The organism is Hafnia alvei, assembly GCF_964063325.1.
Classification (GTDB): domain Bacteria; phylum Pseudomonadota; class Gammaproteobacteria; order Enterobacterales; family Enterobacteriaceae; genus Hafnia; species Hafnia alvei_B.
Map to the genome: position 1 here is coordinate 4,351,998 of NZ_OZ061315.1, position 18,789 is coordinate 4,370,786.

Annotated in this window: 14 protein-coding genes; 3 read left to right on the forward strand and 11 right to left on the reverse strand. The window is 48.6% G+C overall.

Features of this window, described 5'->3' with window-relative positions:
* The 4 genes from ygfM to AB3Y96_RS20230 form a co-directional block, all read right to left on the reverse strand.
* Positions 1 to 777: a molybdopterin-dependent oxidoreductase FAD-binding subunit gene (gene ygfM / locus AB3Y96_RS20215; protein ID WP_367300076.1), complete on the reverse strand. Its 777-nt coding sequence runs from the start codon at positions 775 to 777 to the stop codon at positions 1 to 3.
* Positions 778 to 842: 65 nt separating this feature from the next.
* The gene (gene ssnA, locus AB3Y96_RS20220) at positions 843 to 2,171 is read right to left on the reverse strand and encodes a putative aminohydrolase SsnA (protein ID WP_367300077.1); all 1,329 of its coding nucleotides are present in this window, start codon (positions 2,169 to 2,171) and stop codon (positions 843 to 845) included.
* Between the two features lie 2 nt (positions 2,172 to 2,173).
* A complete protein-coding gene (gene ygfK, locus AB3Y96_RS20225) occupies positions 2,174 to 5,260 on the reverse strand; it encodes a putative selenate reductase subunit YgfK (protein WP_367300078.1) in 3,087 nt (1,028 codons plus the stop codon).
* 389 nt (positions 5,261 to 5,649) lie between these two features.
* Positions 5,650 to 6,285, reverse strand: coding sequence for an NTP transferase domain-containing protein (locus AB3Y96_RS20230; protein WP_072310214.1), 636 nt, complete (start codon positions 6,283 to 6,285; stop codon positions 5,650 to 5,652).
* A gap of 31 nt (positions 6,286 to 6,316) precedes the next feature.
* Between AB3Y96_RS20230 and yqeC the strand changes: the two genes are divergently transcribed.
* Both yqeC and yqeB read left to right on the forward strand, forming a co-directional pair.
* Positions 6,317 to 7,129 (forward strand): selenium cofactor biosynthesis protein YqeC, encoded by an 813-nt coding sequence (gene yqeC / locus AB3Y96_RS20235; protein WP_367300079.1) that lies wholly within the window; start codon positions 6,317 to 6,319, stop codon positions 7,127 to 7,129.
* A 29-nt stretch (positions 7,130 to 7,158) separates the two neighbouring features.
* Complete coding sequence (gene yqeB / locus AB3Y96_RS20240; protein ID WP_367300080.1) at positions 7,159 to 8,751, forward strand: selenium-dependent molybdenum cofactor biosynthesis protein YqeB; 1,593 nt, start codon at positions 7,159 to 7,161, stop codon at positions 8,749 to 8,751.
* 87 nt (positions 8,752 to 8,838) lie between these two features.
* Here the strand turns inward: yqeB and arcC are convergent, their stop codons facing one another.
* From arcC to ygeW, 5 genes are all read right to left on the reverse strand, one after another.
* Complete coding sequence (arcC, locus tag AB3Y96_RS20245) at positions 8,839 to 9,771, reverse strand: carbamate kinase (protein WP_072310217.1); 933 nt, start codon at positions 9,769 to 9,771, stop codon at positions 8,839 to 8,841.
* 38 nt (positions 9,772 to 9,809) lie between these two features.
* Positions 9,810 to 11,201, reverse strand: a complete 1,392-nt coding sequence (gene hydA / locus AB3Y96_RS20250; protein ID WP_072310232.1) for a dihydropyrimidinase — start codon at positions 11,199 to 11,201, stop codon at positions 9,810 to 9,812.
* 82 nt (positions 11,202 to 11,283) lie between these two features.
* Entirely contained in the window at positions 11,284 to 12,501 is a 1,218-nt protein-coding gene (locus tag AB3Y96_RS20255; protein WP_367300081.1) for a YgeY family selenium metabolism-linked hydrolase, read from the reverse strand.
* A gap of 74 nt (positions 12,502 to 12,575) precedes the next feature.
* The gene (dpaL, locus tag AB3Y96_RS20260; RefSeq protein WP_072310218.1) at positions 12,576 to 13,775 is read right to left on the reverse strand and encodes a diaminopropionate ammonia-lyase; all 1,200 of its coding nucleotides are present in this window, start codon (positions 13,773 to 13,775) and stop codon (positions 12,576 to 12,578) included.
* A gap of 77 nt (positions 13,776 to 13,852) precedes the next feature.
* A complete protein-coding gene (gene ygeW / locus AB3Y96_RS20265; protein WP_072310219.1) occupies positions 13,853 to 15,040 on the reverse strand; it encodes a knotted carbamoyltransferase YgeW in 1,188 nt (395 codons plus the stop codon).
* Between the two features lie 510 nt (positions 15,041 to 15,550).
* Here ygeW and AB3Y96_RS20270 point away from each other — a divergent pair.
* The gene (locus AB3Y96_RS20270; RefSeq protein WP_072310220.1) at positions 15,551 to 17,329 is read left to right on the forward strand and encodes a sigma-54-dependent Fis family transcriptional regulator; all 1,779 of its coding nucleotides are present in this window, start codon (positions 15,551 to 15,553) and stop codon (positions 17,327 to 17,329) included.
* 81 nt (positions 17,330 to 17,410) lie between these two features.
* Here AB3Y96_RS20270 and AB3Y96_RS20275 read toward each other — a convergent pair whose 3' ends face one another.
* Complete coding sequence (locus AB3Y96_RS20275; RefSeq protein ID WP_367300082.1) at positions 17,411 to 17,740, reverse strand: 1,4-dihydroxy-2-naphthoate prenyltransferase; 330 nt, start codon at positions 17,738 to 17,740, stop codon at positions 17,411 to 17,413.
* Positions 17,741 to 17,843: 103 nt separating this feature from the next.
* A complete protein-coding gene (locus tag AB3Y96_RS20280) occupies positions 17,844 to 18,383 on the reverse strand; it encodes a single-stranded DNA-binding protein (RefSeq protein ID WP_043488863.1) in 540 nt (179 codons plus the stop codon).
* Between the last annotated feature and the right edge of the window lie 406 nt (positions 18,384 to 18,789).

Sequence of the window (18,789 nt, forward strand, 5' to 3'; positions counted from 1 at the left end):
TCACTTTTCCTCACTCATCTGCTGACAGTCAGCCAACAGTTCTGCAACGACAACACCCGCGATATAGCGCTTGTATGCTTCGCTGCCTCCGATATCAGCACGTGGGGAAATGGCATCGCTCACGGCCTTCTCTAATGCATCATCACTCAGGCCGCGAGACTCTACGTCACGCAGTCGTATTGCTCGTTCAGACACGCCATCAAGGGCAATTTTCATTTCACCATTGGAGCCGGTAGCTACCGCCGCGGTTATCACGGCTAAGCCAGCGGCAGAACGTGCGATCTTACGCGTTGAACAGTTTTGATAAGGATCGGGAAGGATCACCTCCAGCAGAAGATCGTCACGATCGTTATCCAGATATTCTTCTAGACGGAGAGTTTCGCCTGCTGCCGCCACCACTAGCGCATCAAGCGCTAACAACACGGGGAGTAGAACGCGTTCTTTCTGCTTGGCGATAATTTCGCCTGCTAGGGTGGCTTGATTACGGAGATGGCGAGAGTAGATAAATCCCAGAGCATCACGCAGCGCATCGGGGACCAACGGGGTATCAATCAGCTTCTGTAGCGTGACTTGAGAACCAATGTGTAGTTTTTCCTGCTGCAAACTCACCTTATCAAGCCCGAGTTTTGATAAAGCGATGCCGAACTTCTTTGTCGTTTTGGTCGGCGTCGCGTTTAACTTGCTACCTCCGCCAAAATAGACCGCCTCATCCTGAAACTGGTGCTTGAGTTCAAGCGCCTGCTTAATGGATTCTGGCCAGAAAAATTGCTCAATCATTTTTCATCCTCTTGTTATTTGCCCTTAGAAGGACAAACCGCCCCTAATAAGGGGCGGTATAACAGTTATGCTAACTCATCCATCCGCTTCCATAACCGTGCCGCCACCTTGCTGGCTTCGGCATAGATTGGCGTTACATCAAACGGGAACTGACCGTTTTCATAAACGAAGCGTCCTTCAACCATCACACTGCGGACGCTGCCCGATCCCATACCAAATGCCAGATGTCCGCCAATATTTTGGGCTGCTAGCGGCGTTGGCTCTGGATAATCACACACGGTAAGATCGGCTTTGTAGCCCGCAGCTAAGCAACCGAAGTGAGCACCGAAGTTACGTTCCAGTAAGCGATTACCATTCCATAAGAAACGCGTGAAACTGTCTGGCCACATTGGGCCTCCGGCATCACGATGTTTAAAGAAGGCAAATTTCAGCTCTTCAAACATATCGGAGCCTATGCCGTCCGTTCCCAAAGCCACATTTTTATATTCGCCAATGCGCTGGTTATAGCCAACGTGATTGTTCATATTGGAACGGGCGTTGTGCACCAAAAACGCATCCTGCTGGTTGATGATCTGAATGTCTGCCTCAGAGAGATACAGACCGTGCGCCACCAGCGTTTTGGCGTCGATCAGATCGTGCTCCGCCAAGCGTACAATCAGATCTTTGCCATACTTATCGTGGCTGTGGGATACGTCATAGCTGTCTTCCGCCGCGTGAATATGTAGGCCACGCCCCGTGGCTTTAGTCGCTTCACGCAGCATATCTAGCCCCGCATCCGACACGGTGAAGGGCGCATGAGCACCGATATGAGCCTCCACGAGGTAGGGTTCATTCCCCTGTTTCTTCGCACTATCGATCAACTGAGCAAAGGCAATGTTCTCTTCTACTCCCGCCTGAAGCTCTTTATTGCCGCCGTTACGATCGGTGGTTTCAAAGCAGGTCATACCGCGCAGCCCTGCTTTAATAAACCCCTTACGCAGCGTATTTAATGACCCCGCAATGTAGTTGGGCGAAGCATGGTGATCGATAACGGCGGTGCAGCCGCTTTTGATGGCTTCCAGCGAGCAAATTAGCCCACTGTAATAAAGCGACTCCTCATCCAAAGCGCGGTCTAAGCGCCACCACAGGTTTTTCAAGGTGGAGATGAAATCAGGGCTAGGAGCGATATTGGCCATAATTCCGCGCGATAATCCGGAGTAAAAATGGTTATGCGCACACACAATGCCCGGCATAACCCATTTACCCTGCATATCTTTCACGTCCGCCTGCGGATATTTGGCAACCAGCTGGCTGCCCACCTCTTTAATAAGCGAGCCTTCAATCGCAATATCAATACCGTGTTGTACCGAAGCAGGTTCGAACTGAACCGCCGTAACATTTTTTAGGATCAGCATAATTAAACCTCCACTCGGCCAAGCAGATAGTGATGATGATTGTGAACATGGCTAATGATGCGGCACATGTCTTCCAACTCAGGTGGAACATCATCAAGCTGGCCTTGTTTATCAATATGCAGATGCCAGATTTGCTTACCTTGTCGTACGCTGACGTTATCGTTATCGACAAAGAATCCTGGGTTGGTGCTGTTGGTAAAATCTTCTGGCAGGCTGTAGATGGTAATTTTGTCTTTGTAGGGTTTCCCCTGCCACGGGCAGAACTGCGCGCAGTTACCGCACTCGTTGCAATAAGCATCTAAGTGTAGGGTTTGGAAACGATCGTGGAACCCTGGAACGGCAATAGACACGTTGGCGCGGTTTGGACACACATCAACGCACTTGCTACAGATATAGTTACACTCCAAACAGCGCTGCGCTTCCTGAGCTACAAAGGCTTCGCGCTCTTCTTTATCCACCATCAACACGCTGATCGCGCCTTTACGTTGATAAATCTCGGCCGGATCGACATTAGACCACTGCTTATCACCGTGATGAGTCTGGATATTTTCACGCTTGAGCACTTCGTCAGTCGCGCGGCGAGCAGTACTGATAGCCGCTACGATGGAAGAAGGGCCACTTTGCACATCACCAATTAAGAACACGTTAGGGCGCGGAGTTTCGCCGGTCTCGGTGTTTACCGCAGGCCAACCATCGGCATTTAATGGCACGCCCATCGCACTGAGCGCCGCGCAGTCGGCCTGTTCACCAATGGCGGTAATCAGCGCATCCATGCGTAGCTTGATGGTTTTATCCGTTGCCACTGGGCGGCGGCGGCCTTTCTCATCGGGTTCGCCGAGCTCCATCACCCGCGCGGTTAGCGTGCCATCGGCATCAAACTGCTCTGGATTAGTCAGGAACATAAACTTCACGCCGTCTTCAACCGCTTCTTCATACTCTTCGCGGTAGGCTGGCATTTCATTCAAGGTACGACGATAGATAACGGTCACGTCTTCTACGCCGGGGACCTTCAGCGCCGCACGCGCGCAGTCCATGGCGGTATTCCCCGCACCGACAACGGCAACGTGACGTCCTAAAGAGAGTTTATCGCCACGGTTATAGCTACGCAGGAACGGCAGTGATTTATAAACGTTGCGGTTGTCACCCGCCAGTTTCACGCCGCTATTTTTGTCGGTTCCGACCCCAATAAAGACGTAGCGGAAACCTTGCTGAGTCAGCTTATCCATGGTTAATGCAGGATCACAGCCGAACTCAAATTTCACCCCGTGTGCGGCAACAAAATCGATATCATGCTGGATAGTTTCAGCCGGAATACGGAACTGAGGAATAATGTTTTTTACCACCCCGCCCGCGTTGGCTTCACGCTCGAACAAAGTGACCTGATAGCCCGCCCGCGCCAAGAAATATCCCGCAGAAAGCCCTGCTGGCCCTGCGCCTAGCACCGCAACCGGATGCTTAGAGCCAGAGCCCGCAGGTTTATGCCAGCGTTTCTGATATTCATCCCAGCCTTTTTCCAAGGCCACCTTTTTCAGCTCGCGAATGTTTAGCGCACTGTCATAGTCCATACGGGTACAGTTGTACTGACACTGGTGATCGCAGATGTGTCCGGTAATGGCAGGCAGCGCATTGCGCTGATAAATCAGTTCTAATGCATCGGCGTAGCGTTGTTCGCCAAGCAAACGGATATACTCGGGAATATCCTGTTTGATCGCACAGGCGGTCACGCACGGTGCCACATAACAATCGGTCATCGGCAGTGGGCCACCCGCATCAATCCGATCCTGCGCTTTCCAATGTTTCTGGGTGTATTCCATGCTAACGGCTTTCTTCGCCAGAGCTTCTAAGCGCTCAACGTCGACTTTGGTCATGCCCCACGTATCAGACTGATCCAGCTCACGCATGCACTCTAGCTGGCGTAGATATCCTCCCGGCTTGAGCAAATCCGTTGCCATCGTGATAGGCCGGATACCAGTATCAAAAATATCGCGAATATTAAATTTACTCGCACCGCCGGAATACGAGATCGGCAGTTCACCGTTAAACGCTCGCGATAAGACGGCAGCCACGTTGATGGACAGAGGGAACAGCGCGCGTCCAGACATATACATCTCTTCACCCGGCAGCGCGCCTTTGTGATTGATGGTGCCGAGCGTGTTAGTCAGTTTCACCCCAAAGCAAAGTTGCTTTTGCTGACCTAAGGCAGTCAATCTTTGCAGCATCGAAATGGCCTGCTCTAGCTTCAAATCATGCTCAAAGGACTCTTCTTTCAGGCCAATATAATCAAAGCCACAGGTGTCGAGAATTTCACGTACGCGAGGGTAGCCAAGCAGCGTAGGGTTCAACTTAACAAAGGTATTGAGCCCTTTCTCCTCCAGCATGTAGCGGCAAATAGCCTCAATTTCATTCGGCGGGCAACCGTGCATGGTTGAGAGCGTGACCCCATGAACCATTTGCGCGGGAATTTGCTGCGGCAGTTGGCTGAGCTGCGCTGAACGCGATTCAAGTTGTGTGCGGATGAAATGAGACAGAACGGACTGATATTCGGCATATTTCGGATGTTGGGTAGAATCCATCATGCTGTGGATAAAGTTCTGCATGGCGGGTTGCTTGATGCCTTCAAGGTTATAGCCAACGCTCATATTAAAGATAAATGACTTGGCTTCGCCCTGCGTGCGAGGGTCAAAAAGAGCTTCGAGTAAATGCAAAACAAACCAGGCTTTCAAGTATTCGTCATGGGCTTTTTGCAGCGTGAATTCCGTTGACCATTCGGTGTTAAAGCATTCGTCTTCAGCATCGATACACGGTTTGTCTAACTCTAAGCGGTCAAGAATTTGCACCGTTTTCAACTCAATAAAGCGCCCACCGGTCAACCAAGACACAATGATATTTTGCGCAAGCTGTGTATGTGGCCCAGCGGCTGGTCCCATAGGGGTTTCACAGGTTTCGCCAAATACCTTGATGAGTCGGTCATTGTCTTTGCGATAAAACTGCTGTTCCGGTATCCCGAAGATTGAGTGGCTTTCGTTATACTCGTCGAAAACACGCGTCAAAAGTTCCTCGAAAGGAACGGGGCGCATAATATCTCCCATGACTATCTCCTTGCTGCGACATGCTCAAATGTAAAATGGCAGAGGATTATCAATCCTCTACGGATAGGAGATATGGGAGCAACAATCGAGCCAAAGGTTTTCTAGCCATAAGAAAAAAGCTAATTTCGTGAGCCAACTCGAATAGTGTTTTTTATTTGTGAAATCGCTCACTAAACAAATGAGAATATAAATCAATGCGGCAGCAACAAATAATTAGCAAATTATCTAACCCAAGAATAAATTATCAAATTAGAATAATACAATATCAGTTTGATAAAAAATAATGAGCGCTACTTTTAAAAGTGAGAGCGCAATCGATAAACAGAATTAAAACATCTATTCCTTACTAAACATCCAGCAAGAAATAAAATAACCCACGGCCGTATACATTATATTTTTAGTAATCGTTGATATGCCTCTGGTGTATCTATATCCATAATCGTTTGCGGCTGCGGCATATTAAGATAGCGATACTCTCCCGCGAGCAAAAACTCGCGCATTGATGATACAGACACATCATTTTGGCAAGCTCGTTTTATGATGCTTTGAGGCAGCAATACGGGGTGTCCCGGCGTTCCTTGGTGACAGGGCAACAGCGCGTATGGCCCACGTTTAAGCCAAACCTGATGGAAAATCTCACGGTTCAAACAAGGAATATCACCGTGAGTGATAAAGCAATAATCTGTTTTAACGATCGGACCTGCCGCCTGTATAGAAGAAAATAATCCGCTGACGTAATTATTATTTGCAACAACTGTGATATCACTCTCAGTATTATAACGCTCATACAGTTCATCACCGCGATACCCAACAACTAATATAATACGGTTACAAAACTGCCTCGCATTTTCTATACTTGAATCAAGAATTGTTCCTTGTTTATAAGGTAGCATCATTTTCCATTGCCCCATTCGAGAGGAAAGGCCCGCAGCGGTAATGATACAGTCAACATTTTCACGCGGTTTCAAATTCTCAACCGGAGATATATTCGCGTACGGATGTTTTCCTCTTTTCTGATTCATCATTCCCTCTCTGCATAACCTTTAATGAATGCTTATGAATTCTGATAAAGACGTACTATTTAATGATGTGCTTTTCAGCGTAAAAAATAATAAGTCATATTTGATCAGCCTCATTGGCGCCGGCGGTAAAACCAGTACGCTATTTTGGCTTGCCCAGCGATTTTCTCAGCAAGGCCTCAGCGTATTAATCACCACCACCACGCATATGTTTCTTCCAGAAGCCTCACAGGCCCACACTATCATTGAAAAAGAATATTGGCACACTCTCGTTGGGTTGAAAGAAACATCGCCTTGCGCCTCCAAGATCGTAGCACTATTCACTGAATATAACGCGGCCACCCACAAAGTTTCAGGTATTACCACTGAGCAAGCTGACATGCTACAAGCCGCTCAGCTCTTTGATGTCATCTTAGTTGAAGCAGACGGCGCCCATCAGCGATTACTCAAAGCACCAGCAGGGCATGAACCTTGCATCCCCCAAAGCAGTAGATGTGTCATTGCACTGACTGGAGGCCTTGTCATTAATAATCCCGCTGACCCTGAACAGATCCATCGTTGGCCGATTTTTGCCGATCTTTGCGATATAAAAGCCGGAGATAGGTTAAATATTTCGGTATTTGAGCGATTCATTGCTCACCCCGATGGAATGTTCAAAGGCTCACCGCCGCGAGCGCTACGGGTTTGGTTTATTAATCGACTTTATCAGATTGATAATGCGCTATTGGGCCTACTGACCGCTCTGCTAGATGCACGGCCCGAGCTCGACACCATTTGGATTGGCGCAGTTCAAGAATCACCTCCAATTACACACCAGTTATGTCAGTCGCATACCACACAAAGGAATTGACGAATAATTACGGGGATCTTGAGGTTGCTATGAACATTTTTGCACAAGCAGCACGACTGGAAGCAGAAAACAAACCCTTTGCTTTAGCGCAGATTATTGAAAGTCGAGGTTCAACACCGCGCCACTCAGGCCAAATGCTGGTATTGGCCGATGGCAGCATCGTTGGCACTATCGGTGGCGGCATGGTCGAGCGTCTGGTCATTGATCAGGCACTCGAAGCCTTATCTGAACGCAAAGCACGTGTTTTTCATGGACGCATGGCGCGTAATGGTCAAGATGCCGTCGGCTCTGACTGCGGCGGGGCTATGTCGGTTTATATTGACGTTCATGGGCTCCGCCCCCGCTTAGTTTTAATTGGTGCGGGGCATGTTAACCGGGCGATTGCTCAGGCCGCAGCTCTGCTCGGTTTCGATTTGCACGTTGCTGACACCTACGCTTCCAGTCTTGATCCGGCGCTGTTTCCCGCGGGCACTACGCTGATTCATGCAGAGACCTTCAGCGCAGCTATTGAAAAGCTAAATATCGAAAAAGAAAACTTCGTCATCATTGCAACCAACAGCCAAGACAAAGAAGCCCTTGATGTCTTAATCGAAAAGCCGGTGAGCTATCTCGGCCTGCTTGCGAGCCGCAGAAAAGTGCAAACGTTCACACAAGCATTGCGTCAGCAGGGCATCACGCAAGAGCATCTTGAACGGCTGCATGCCCCGATTGGCTACAACATCGGAGCAGAAACGCCAGAAGAGATTGCCGTCAGCATCATGGCTGAAGTATTACAGATAAAAAATCATGCCGCTGGCGGGTTAAAGCAGGATGATGTGAGATTGAAACGCGACAAACTCGTCGTCATTCGAGGGTCTGGCGATATCGCCACCGGCGTCGCGTTACGGCTTTATCATGCCGGTTTCCATGTCATCATGTTAGACATTGCCAAGCCTACCGTCATCCGCCGAACCGTCGCGTTTGCTCAGGCTATTTTCGATAACGAAATGACGGTTGAAAGCGTAACGGCGAGAAAAGCAGGCAGCGTCGACGAGGCCTTTAGCATACTTGATCGCGCTGAAATCCCCGTGCTTGTTGATGAGCAAGCCAGCTATCTCAGCGAACTCAAACCACGTTTTTTAGTTGATGCTATTTTGGCGAAACAAAACTTAGGCACCCACAAAGATATGGCACCGATAACTGTCGCTCTGGGCCCCGGATTTAATGCTGGGCATGACTGTGGCGCCGTCATTGAAACCAACCGTGGACACTATCTTGGCCGCGTCATCTATCAAGGTTATACCCAACCAAATACCGGAGTCCCCGGCAATATTGCCGGTCACACCACGCGCCGTGTTATTCGTGCTCCCGCTTCAGGCATCATGCATTGCTGCGTTGCGCTGGGTGATTTAGTTAAAGAAGGCGATGTGATGGGGCATATCGGAGAAACACCGGTGTTTGCTCCGCTGTCAGGGATGGTGCGAGGTTTATTAAGCGAAGGGTTAGAAGTGAGCGCCGGATTTAAAATTGGCGATATCGATCCGCGCGGCGCTGAGGCTGACTACACTACCGTTTCGGATAAGGCGCGTGCTATTGGTGGTGCGGTTCTGGAAGCCATGATGAAACTGGATCGCAAACACTAATTTGTTCTTTCTCAATCGCTCCATCTTTTTTCTTTATTCAGGCATGGAATCAAGAAAAGAGATGGAGCGAACTTACTGCCTCACAATTTAATGAGAAATCACCGTTCCGGTTTTTCCCTCAATGCCCTGTTGGGCTTTACTCAACACGGTAATCAGAGCTTGGCGACCAGGCCGAGACTCCGCAAATGAAACCGCCGCTTCAACCTTAGGCAACATCGAACCTTTGGCGAAATGTCCCTCTTCAATGAAGCGCTGAGCATCTGCGATACTCAATTGATCGAGCCATTGCTCATTAGGCTTACCAAAGTTAATCGCCACTTTTTCTACCGCGGTTAAGATAATCAGCATATCTGCGTCGATCATTTCAGCCAGTTTGGCACTCGCCCAGTCTTTATCGATAACCGCTCCCGCTCCACGTAAGTGGTTGCCTTCACGCAGAACAGGAATGCCGCCACCGCCGACCGTGATCACGACCTGTCCCGCATTCAGCATCGCGGCCACTGTTTCTTTCTCCACGATATCAACCGGTTTTGGCGAAGCCACAACGCGACGATAGCCACGGCCTGAATCCTCTTTCATGATGTAGCCATTTTGCGTCAGCACTTTCGCCTCTTCTTGCGAGAAGAAAGAGCCTATTGGCTTAGTTGGGTTAGCGAAAGCCGGATCTTTGGCATCAACGATGACCTGCGTAATAATCGTGGCAACCGGTGTATGTAACCCACGATCTAGCAGTTCTTCACGCAGCGCGTTTTGCAGATCGTAACCAATGTAGCCCTGACTGAGCGCGACACAAACAGACATGGGTAACATTGGCGTATGTGCCTCCGTTTTCGCCGCTGCTTCAAACGCCTGATTGATCATTCCCACCTGTGGGCCATTGCCGTGCGTCACCACCACTTGATGACCATGAGCAATCAAATCCACAATCGCTTTCGCCGTCGATTTTACCGCCTGCATTTGCTCGGCGAGTCCTTCACCTAACGCATTGCCGCCCAGCGCAAGCACAATTTTCTTTTTCATCCTATCCCTCGCAAATATTGGTGACGTAAGTTAAACGATTAAATAATGGTGGATTGAGCAAAAGGTTGGCGGTGAATAAAGCGACCAAAGCCAGCCTGCCCGGTAAATTTTTTGTCTTGGTATACGCATTCACCCCGGCAAAGCGTGGCAATGATTTCACCTTGGCAGCGATAGCCTTCATAGGGTGAATAATCAGCATTATCATGGAGATGAGCGTGTTCAATGGTAACGTTTTTCAGTGGGTCAATAATGATGACATCAGCATCAGCCCCCACAGAGAGATTGCCTTTCTGAGGCCACAAGCCAAACAAGCGAGCAGGATTGGTACTGGTTAGCTGCACAAAACGCGCAGGCGAAATCCGGCCTGTCATCACACCCTCAGAGAACAACAGTTGCATACGATTTTCGACGCCGGGCAAGCCGTTTGGGCAGCGGGTAAAATTCCCGTCCGACATCGTAATGCGCTGTTGATAAGGGAAAGTGCAGTGGTCGGTCGCAACTGTATCAATAGCGCCGTCAGCAATACCGCACCACAATTTGTCTTGCTCTCGATGATTACGTAGCGGAGGACTGAGAATAAACTTCAACGCATCTTCTCGTTGATAGCTACGTTCATCCAACAGCAAATATTGCGGGCAAGTTTCCACCCAAACAGGCTGGTGCCGTTCTCGCGCTAATCGTAAATAGTCCAGTCCCAATCCGTTGGAGAGATGAACGATATACAACGGTGCATTTCCTGCGAGCTGGGCTAGATTAATCATCCGGCTAATGGCCTCAGCCTCGCACTCGAGCGGACGGCTCAATGCATGGTACATCGCCGACGTTTTGCCTTCGGAGATAAACTGCTCGCGCCGTAGCGCAATCGCGGCATCATTTTCAGGGTGCACCGTCGCCAACGCGCCAACCTTATGTAGTTGCTGCAAAGCGCGCAGCACATCAGCATCGCCAAGCTTGTAGTTGTACGTCAGATAGAGCTTAAAACTGCTAATCCCTTCGTCATGCACCATGGATGACATTTCATTGAGAATGTCGTCGTCAATATGCTGGATCACCCCGTGAAAACTGTAATCCACCACGGCTTTGCCCGCCGCATATTGATGGTAAGCGTTTAGCTGGTGATGCAAATTGCATCCCGCTGGCCCAAATCCCATATGGTCAATAATGGTTGTTGTACCGCCGCAGGCCGCTGCGCGTGTGCCGGTAAAAAAATCATCACAGCTACGGGCTATTCCAACATCGATATTAAAATGCGTATGGACATCAATTCCTCCGGGCATCACGTAGCACCCATTGGCATCGATGATGTCTTCAGCCTCATCGTCGGAGATGTGTGCTGCCACACGTGCAATCACTCCGTTCTCGATAAGCAGATCCTGACGAACCTCACCGTCTGCGCTAACCACTACGCCATTCTTAATCAGCTTTTTCATTGGTTCGGTTTCCTTGAATGCCATACTGAAAAAACCACTCCAGCCAAATTTCGGCGGGAGTGGGTTACGCAATAAACGCTAATTATTTTTTCAGTTCATCAAGGTAAGACAGAGGGATGGCGGCGTACATGGCAGCACAGGTCACTAAATGGTCTTTCCAGGTTTTTTCATTTGGTGCATGCGCTTCTGGCTCTTTGCCTGGGCCAAAACCGATAACCGGAATGCCATGACGACCCATGATAGAAACGCCATTTGTCGAGAAGGTCCACTTATCTACAACCGGCTTTTTGTTAAACAGCCCTTCGTAGGCTTTGCTCAGGGTTTTCACCGTGATGTGGTCTTCTTCCACTTTCCATGTTGGGAAGTAGCACTCGGTTGGATATACCAAACCGGTGTAAGAAGGTCGTTCATAGTTGTACATTGATACCACGCCGTTTGCCGCTTTCACTGCTGGCAGCGCACGGATCTCGTCCAGTGCCCCTTCCCATGTTTCACCCCAGGTTAAACGGCGGTCGATGGAGACTGCGCAGCTATCAGCAACGGCGCAACGGCTTGGCGAGGTGAAGAAAATTTCAGATACGGTTAACGTCCCTTTGCCCAAGAAATCATCGTTGCCTAAATGGTTCGACAGTTCTTTTAATTCGTTAAGGATCGGGCCCATTTTGAAAATGGCGTTGTCACCGCGTTCTGGCGCAGAGCCGTGGCAGCTGATGCCCTGCACGTCCACGCGAATTTCCATGCGTCCACGCTGGCCGCGATAGATTTGGCAATCTGTAGGTTCAGTACTAACAACAAACTCAGGACGGATTTTAGATTGCTCAATAATGTACTGCCAGCACAGGCCGTCACAGTCTTCTTCTTGAACAGTACCGGTCACCAGCAGCGTGTATTGATCTTCCAGCCCCAGATCCTTAATGATCTTACCGGCATAAACCATCGATGCCATGCCGCCTTCCTGATCCGATGCACCACGCCCACCAATCAGCTCATCATCTTCCATTCCCTGATAGGGATCGAAGCTCCAGTTTTTAATATTGCCGATCCCAACGGTATCGATATGGGCATCCATTGCAATCAGATGCGGTCCGTGACCGATATAACCCAGAATATTGCCCATTGGGTCAATTTCGACTTTATCGAAACCGACTTTTTCCATCTCTTTTTTAATGCACTGCACCACTAACTTTTCATCACAGCTTTCACTTGGGATAGCGATCATATCGCGCAGAAAGCGGGTCATTTCATCTTTGTACTGATACGCTTTTTCCAACACCATTTCGAAAGGAACTTGCTTAGCCATTTTCTTAAACTCCAATGTGTTAGCTCGCTTACGGCGAGAAAATAAAGGTCAAAAAGTCGTTAATTTCATCGCTTTCAGCTACAGGCGGGATGTTTCCCTTCCCAAACGACTTCTCGGTAATGTTTAACGTCGGTATCGCCTTCCGTGCTAATCAGCAACACAACAGAATCATGATTTAAACCCAGCTGTTGCATCAGCTCTTCACGTTTTGGATGGTGATGAACAGCGGCCAAGACGCCCAGCCCAACGGCACCGGATTCACCAGAAACAATGCGCGGATCGCTTCCCAATGGATTACCGAGAACGCGCATACCTAGCGCAGCCACTTTGTCTTGGCAGGAGATAAACTGAGTGGCGCAGTTGCGCAGCAGTGGCCATCCGAGCGGATTTGGCTCACCGCAGGCTAAACCAGCCATAATGGTCGCCATATCGCCGCCCACGTTGACGATTTCACCTTTTAAACCTGAACGGAAAACACAGTCGGCAAGATCGGGTTCAACAATCACGGAATGCAGTTTTTCGGCGCCGAAGACATCAACCAGATAGCCCAAAACGCCACCAGCCATTGCGCCTACGCCCGCCTGTAAAAAGACATGTGTTGGGCGCTGAATGCCCATCGACTGCATTTGCTCGACCGCTTCATCGGCCAGCGTGGAATAACCCTGCATAATCCACGTAGGGATCTTGGTATACCCTTCCCACGCGGTGTCTTGCACGATTTCCCAGCCGCGTTCTTGGGCGGTTTTCATGGTTAAACGCACCGTGTCGTCGTAGTTCATATCGGTCACGATGCATTCCGCACCCAGATTGCGGATATGATCTACGCGCTCACGTGCGGAGCCTTTCGGCATATAAATAACGGCGTTTTGGCCAAGTTGCTGAGCGGCCCATGCCACACCGCGCCCATGGTTGCCATCGGTAGTGGTGGCGAATGTCATTTTTTCTGTCAGCGTCGACTTCAGCTTTTCGAAAGAAAACGTATTGATGTCAATTTGGTATTTTTCACACAGCAAACGTGCAATCGCGTAAGCCCCACCCAACATTTTGAAAGCGTTCAAACCGAAACGCTGAGACTCATCTTTGACTAAAATTTTATTAACGCCAAAAAGCTGAGCCAATTCATCTAAAGAACAGAGCGGCGTAGGTTGATAACCCGTTATTTTTTTGTGGAAGGCGCGGGCCTTTTGCGCTTCTGCGCGTGAGAAAAGTGGAGACGTTTCACCGTTGAAAAAACGGTTTTGCGCAATATCCACTTTCATAGAGAAAACAGACATAACCCATCCTCATCAGGAGAGTATCCGCCAGAGGCGGAGATACCGACGCATCGACAGATGCGCCGGTGCAGACAGTATTACTTGATACGCTTTTGTGCTTCTTTCAGCAGCTGCTCTAGCACCAGACCCGGTTTCGAGAACTTACGCGCAACGATCATGGCGGCGATGATATAAGGCTTCCAGCTGGCTTCTTTGTAAGTAGCAATACGGTATTTTTCAAAGACGCCTTCGGTGACTTCGCCTTCCTTACAAGACACGCCGGAGATATCCGCTGGCAGGCAGTGCATATAGAGCGCCTCGCCGTCTTTGGTGTGCTTCATCATCTCTTCGGTGCAGTGCCAATCTTTATGTTTGGCATTCTCTGCTAGACACTGTTTTTCCAGCGCTTTCAGACCGTCATGATCGTTCGCACGCAGCAGTTCGGTACGCTCTTCCATGACTTTGTAAGGAGCCCAAGATTTCGGATAAACGATATCCGCGTCTTTGAAGGCTTCAGCCATGGAGTTCACCTGACGGAAGCTACCACCAGAGGATTCAGCGTTTTGTTTCGCCACCGCCACCACGTCTGGAATGAGGTCATAGCCTTCTGGGTGAGCCAGCGTGACATCCATACCAAAGCGGGTCATCAGACCGATGATGCCCTGCGGAACAGAAAGTGGTTTGCCATAGCTTGGTGAATACGCCCACGTCATGGCAATTTTTTTGCCTTTTAAGTTTTCTAAGCTGCCGAAATGCTCTTGGAGCCAAGCCAGATCGGCCATCGACTGCGTTGGGTGGTCAATGTCACATTGCAGGTTTACCAATGCCGGACGCTGTGGCAGAACCCCTTGTTCATAGCCTTCATCCAGCGCGGCACCCACTTCGCGCATATAAGCGTTACCTGCGCCAAGATACATGTCATCACGGATACCAATGGCATCGGCACAGAAAGAGATCATGTTCGCGGTTTCACGCACGGTTTCACCATGCGCAATCTGTGATTTGCCTTCATCCAGATCTTGTTGGGTTAATCCCAGCAAATTCAGGGCGGAAGCATAAGAAAAACGGGTTCTTGTGGAGTTATCGCGGAAAACGGAGATGCCTAAACCACTATTGAAAATCTTGGTCGCAATGTTTTCTGCGCGCATGGTTTTTAATGCTTCGGCCAGATCCAGAACCTGTTTCAGCTCATCTGGGCTTTGCTCCCAGGTCAGCAGAAAATCTTTTTCATGCAGATTCGACTTAAGCGCGTTGATATCCTTGATTAATTCGTTAACTGTTCTCATCTTATGGCCCTACAAAGTAAGTGATTGGCGTTTGATTTAATCTGCTATGGCGCACGTATGGCGGGTGGTTCAACGCTCGCCGTGAATAGCGACTGTTAACTCTTAAACAATAACTATGCCAAGCTGTGATTAATGGAGAGATAACGTATGAAATAGGAGGGATAATGTGAGCTAAGCCTCATTATTTATTCAAAATCAGCATGTGAAGTTATGAATATTAGTAATAGTTACATTATTAACTCACTAAGAAAGCTATTTCACTTTGCAAGCACCGCAAAGAAAAACGTTATTCTCAGCTTAGTGACAACCCAGAATGATAACAAAAACCATATCCTTATCAGTTTGATAATAAAGTGTGATGCCAACAACAGAAACTCATCCTAGTTAAGAAAAGGCAATTGATGTTTATCAAACCACACTTTCTATTCATGTATTATCGTAGGGTGAAAAGGACATAATTCCCGCTAACCATAAACGCGAATAATTTAGCGTTAGAGAAAGGTTCTGATTATGACACCCATAAATGCTCAGTCCATATTGATGCAAATTCAGCCGACGATCTTACGCTTCACAAAAATGCTCGCCAGCGTCTTACAATTGGAAGTCGAAATCGTTGATGCCAATATGACGCGAGTATCGGGCACTGGCCCCTACGGGAAATTTTTTGGCCGAAAACTCAATAGCAACTCAAGATTGCTTAGATATGTTCTTGATACAAAGCAGGAAAAAGTTGTTATCCATTCGCGATTCGATCCGGTTTGTGACGGCTGTACCAGCAAAGACAGCTGCAAAGAGAAGGCTTTTCTTGGGATCCCTATTATTTTTCAAAACGCCTGCATCGGAGTGATCAGCTTGGTGGCATTTACGCCTGAACAACAAGAGAGAATAAAAGATAATATTCATGAATTCTCTGACTACGTACGCCATATATCCAATCTTTTTGTCTCTAAGCTCCTAGAAAACCAAGGAGGTAGCGACGGAATAAATAAAATACTCATGAGCCTAATTGAGAATATGGACCAAGGCGTACTGGTTATTGATAATGAGAATAGAGCTAAATTTGCTAATCCCACGGCATTAAAACAGCTTAATGCGTCTCAAGATCAAATTATGGGTAAAACCTTTAATATCAGGCCACTTACTTTTCAACAAAATTATACCAGCGGCCATCTGCAACATATTATTTCCTTTGATGAACAACAGGAACTTATTATTGGTCAGCTGCATGATATTCAAGACCACCAGCTTTTTTTAATGGCATTTCATCAATCTCATTCACCGATGAACGTTGATTTTAATCCTGACGACCCACGTATTGAACATTTGGTTGGGGAATGTCGCCCAATTCGTACCTTAAAGCGTCTGATCACCCGCGTTGCCCCCAGCCCATCCAGCATTCTCGTGGTTGGTGAAAGCGGAACCGGTAAAGAAGTGGTGGCGCGTGCTATACATCAACTGAGCGATCGTAATAACAAACCATTTATTGCCATCAACTGCGCAGCTATTCCAGACCAACTGCTAGAAAGTGAATTATTTGGCTATGTTAAAGGCGCATTCACCGGTGCTTCGGCGAATGGGAAAATAGGCCTGATTCAGGCGGCCAATAATGGAACACTTTTTTTAGATGAAATTGGGGATATGCCTCTGACGCTGCAGGCTAAGTTACTGCGTGCGATTGAATCGCGTGAGGTTCAACCGATTGGTTCCAGTAAACCGATCCCCGTGGATATCAGAATTATTTCCGCTACTAACCAAAATCTTGAGCAATACATTGCCGACGGAAAATTCCGCGAAGATCTCTATTATCGTCTAAACGTTATTCCCATGACGCTGCCGCCGCTGCGTGAGCGCCAAGGTGATATTGAACTACTGGTGCATTACTTTTTAAATCTACACACCAAACGTATCGGTATTGTTTATCCGGGCATGGCGCCAGAAGTGATGTCTTTGCTCAAGCTTTACCGCTGGCCGGGCAACGTGCGCGAACTCAGCAACCTGATGGAATATTTGATTAACGTGGTTCCAAGCGGAGAAGTGATTGATATCTCGCTGCTCCCTCCAAATTTGGTCAATGGGCAGGTAATACGCAGCTACCGAGAGGATGTCCCCTATCAAAGCGCGGCGGCATGTGAAGAGCACGGCGCAACAGGGCTTGAAGATATGGAGCGGCAGATGATCCGTGAAGCGCTGAGCCGCCACAATAATAAAAAACAGGCCGCAGACGAACTTGGTATTGGTATTGCGACGCTATATCGGAAAATCAAAAAATACGAACTTACGTCACTTTAGGCACTGAGCCCCTTGCGCTAATGCTGTGCAGGGGCTTGCCCACATCCCACATTTAGCACGATAGCCAATGCGCAGATCGTGTTAACCGTGAACCAACAACATCCCCATAATGAACAGGCAGAGCATCATCGGCAGAGCTAAAACCAGTAATTCCAGCATGCGCTTGCCCGGATGCAAAACCTCATCCTCTTTCGTTTTAGCTAGCGCCATAGCCCCCAGCAACACTGCCAGCAAAGACAGAGCACCTGCAAAGCTAAAATCGGCAAACAGCACTGACATCTTCCATGCGTTATAAGCTTCTGGCGATACCGTTGCCTGATGCTGCCCTTCTGTCAGCCACTGCCACAGTAGCAATACCAGCGGTAGCAGCCATGAGCCTGCACCGGCGATCCATGAAATACGTCTAATCATTGCCTTCTCCCTAAAACCAAACCCGAGATATATTTCATTCTCGATTTCCACTCAAAAAAAAGCCCCGCAATGCAGGGCTATGAGCTGATTTCTTTAACAGAAATCAGAATGGAATATCGTCATCGAAATCCATTGGAGGTTCATTGCTTTGTGGCTGAGCTGCCGGCGCATTCTGTGGGCGAGCCGCTGGCTGAGAACCGCCGCTAAACTGATTGCCCTGTGGCTGCTGAGGCTGACCCCAACCGCCCTGCTGCCCTTGTGCCTGACCGCCGCCCATAGGAGCGCCGCCGCCTTGACGTCCACCCAGCATTTGCATGGTGCCGCCAACGTTTACGACGATTTCAGTGGTGTATTTTTCAACGCCAGCCTGATCGGTCCACTTACGGGTCTGCAAAGCACCTTCGATGTAAACCTGAGAACCTTTGCGCAGATATTCACCTGCAACCTCTGCCAGCTTGCCAAACAACACTACACGGTGCCATTCGGTTTTTTCTTTCTGTTCGCCGGTTTGCTTGTCGCGCCAAGTCTCGGAGGTGGCCAGAGTAATATTGGCTACAGCACCACCATTCGGCATATAACGGACTTCTGGATCTTGACCCAGATTCCCGACAAGAATCACTTTGTTAACGCCTCTGCTGGCCATTTCGATTCTCCTGATGAAGTAAATTTGTACACACTAAAAATAATTATAGCGCGTAGTCTAAACCGTTAATTCTATCACGCCAGAGCCCTAACAGCATCACTGTTCGCTTCTGTGAAGTGGATTCCTTAATTGTTTAAGCATAGAACAATTTTGCATTCATATACTGGATATTCATTCAGGTTTTATTGTGCCATAATTGATCGTTTCAAGCATCGTTGTGTACTACTAAACTCGCCAAATATCGCAGCAGGCCGCGCCGTTACTGGTCTTAGCGTATTTTAAGCGACCGAGTACGCTACGCAGACCAAGATTATCCAGAGCCTATCCCAATAGGTACTCCGCTGTTGCCCGCTGTGTACGATTTATCAGCAAACAGCGGTAGGTAAGCCTAATGAGATGGGTTCTT

Coding starts and splice junctions, on each gene's coding strand:
- arcC (WP_072310217.1), bottom strand. CDS start 9,771: ATGAAAAAGAAAATTGTGCTTGCGCTGGGCGGCAATGCGTTAGGTGAA.
- yqeB (WP_367300080.1), top strand. CDS start 7,159: ATGAACATTTTTGCACAAGCAGCACGACTGGAAGCAGAAAACAAACCC.
- ygfK (WP_367300078.1), bottom strand. CDS start 5,260: ATGGGAGATATTATGCGCCCCGTTCCTTTCGAGGAACTTTTGACGCGT.
- AB3Y96_RS20255 (WP_367300081.1), bottom strand. CDS start 12,501: ATGGCTAAGCAAGTTCCTTTCGAAATGGTGTTGGAAAAAGCGTATCAG.
- hydA (WP_072310232.1), bottom strand. CDS start 11,201: ATGAAAAAGCTGATTAAGAATGGCGTAGTGGTTAGCGCAGACGGTGAG.
- ygfM (WP_367300076.1), bottom strand. CDS start 777: ATGATTGAGCAATTTTTCTGGCCAGAATCCATTAAGCAGGCGCTTGAA.
- AB3Y96_RS20280 (WP_043488863.1), bottom strand. CDS start 18,383: ATGGCCAGCAGAGGCGTTAACAAAGTGATTCTTGTCGGGAATCTGGGT.
- ssnA (WP_367300077.1), bottom strand. CDS start 2,171: ATGCTGATCCTAAAAAATGTTACGGCGGTTCAGTTCGAACCTGCTTCG.
- ygeW (WP_072310219.1), bottom strand. CDS start 15,040: ATGAGAACAGTTAACGAATTAATCAAGGATATCAACGCGCTTAAGTCG.
- dpaL (WP_072310218.1), bottom strand. CDS start 13,775: ATGTCTGTTTTCTCTATGAAAGTGGATATTGCGCAAAACCGTTTTTTC.
- AB3Y96_RS20270 (WP_072310220.1), top strand. CDS start 15,551: ATGACACCCATAAATGCTCAGTCCATATTGATGCAAATTCAGCCGACG.
- yqeC (WP_367300079.1), top strand. CDS start 6,317: ATGAATTCTGATAAAGACGTACTATTTAATGATGTGCTTTTCAGCGTA.
- AB3Y96_RS20230 (WP_072310214.1), bottom strand. CDS start 6,285: ATGATGAATCAGAAAAGAGGAAAACATCCGTACGCGAATATATCTCCG.
- AB3Y96_RS20275 (WP_367300082.1), bottom strand. CDS start 17,740: ATGATTAGACGTATTTCATGGATCGCCGGTGCAGGCTCATGGCTGCTA.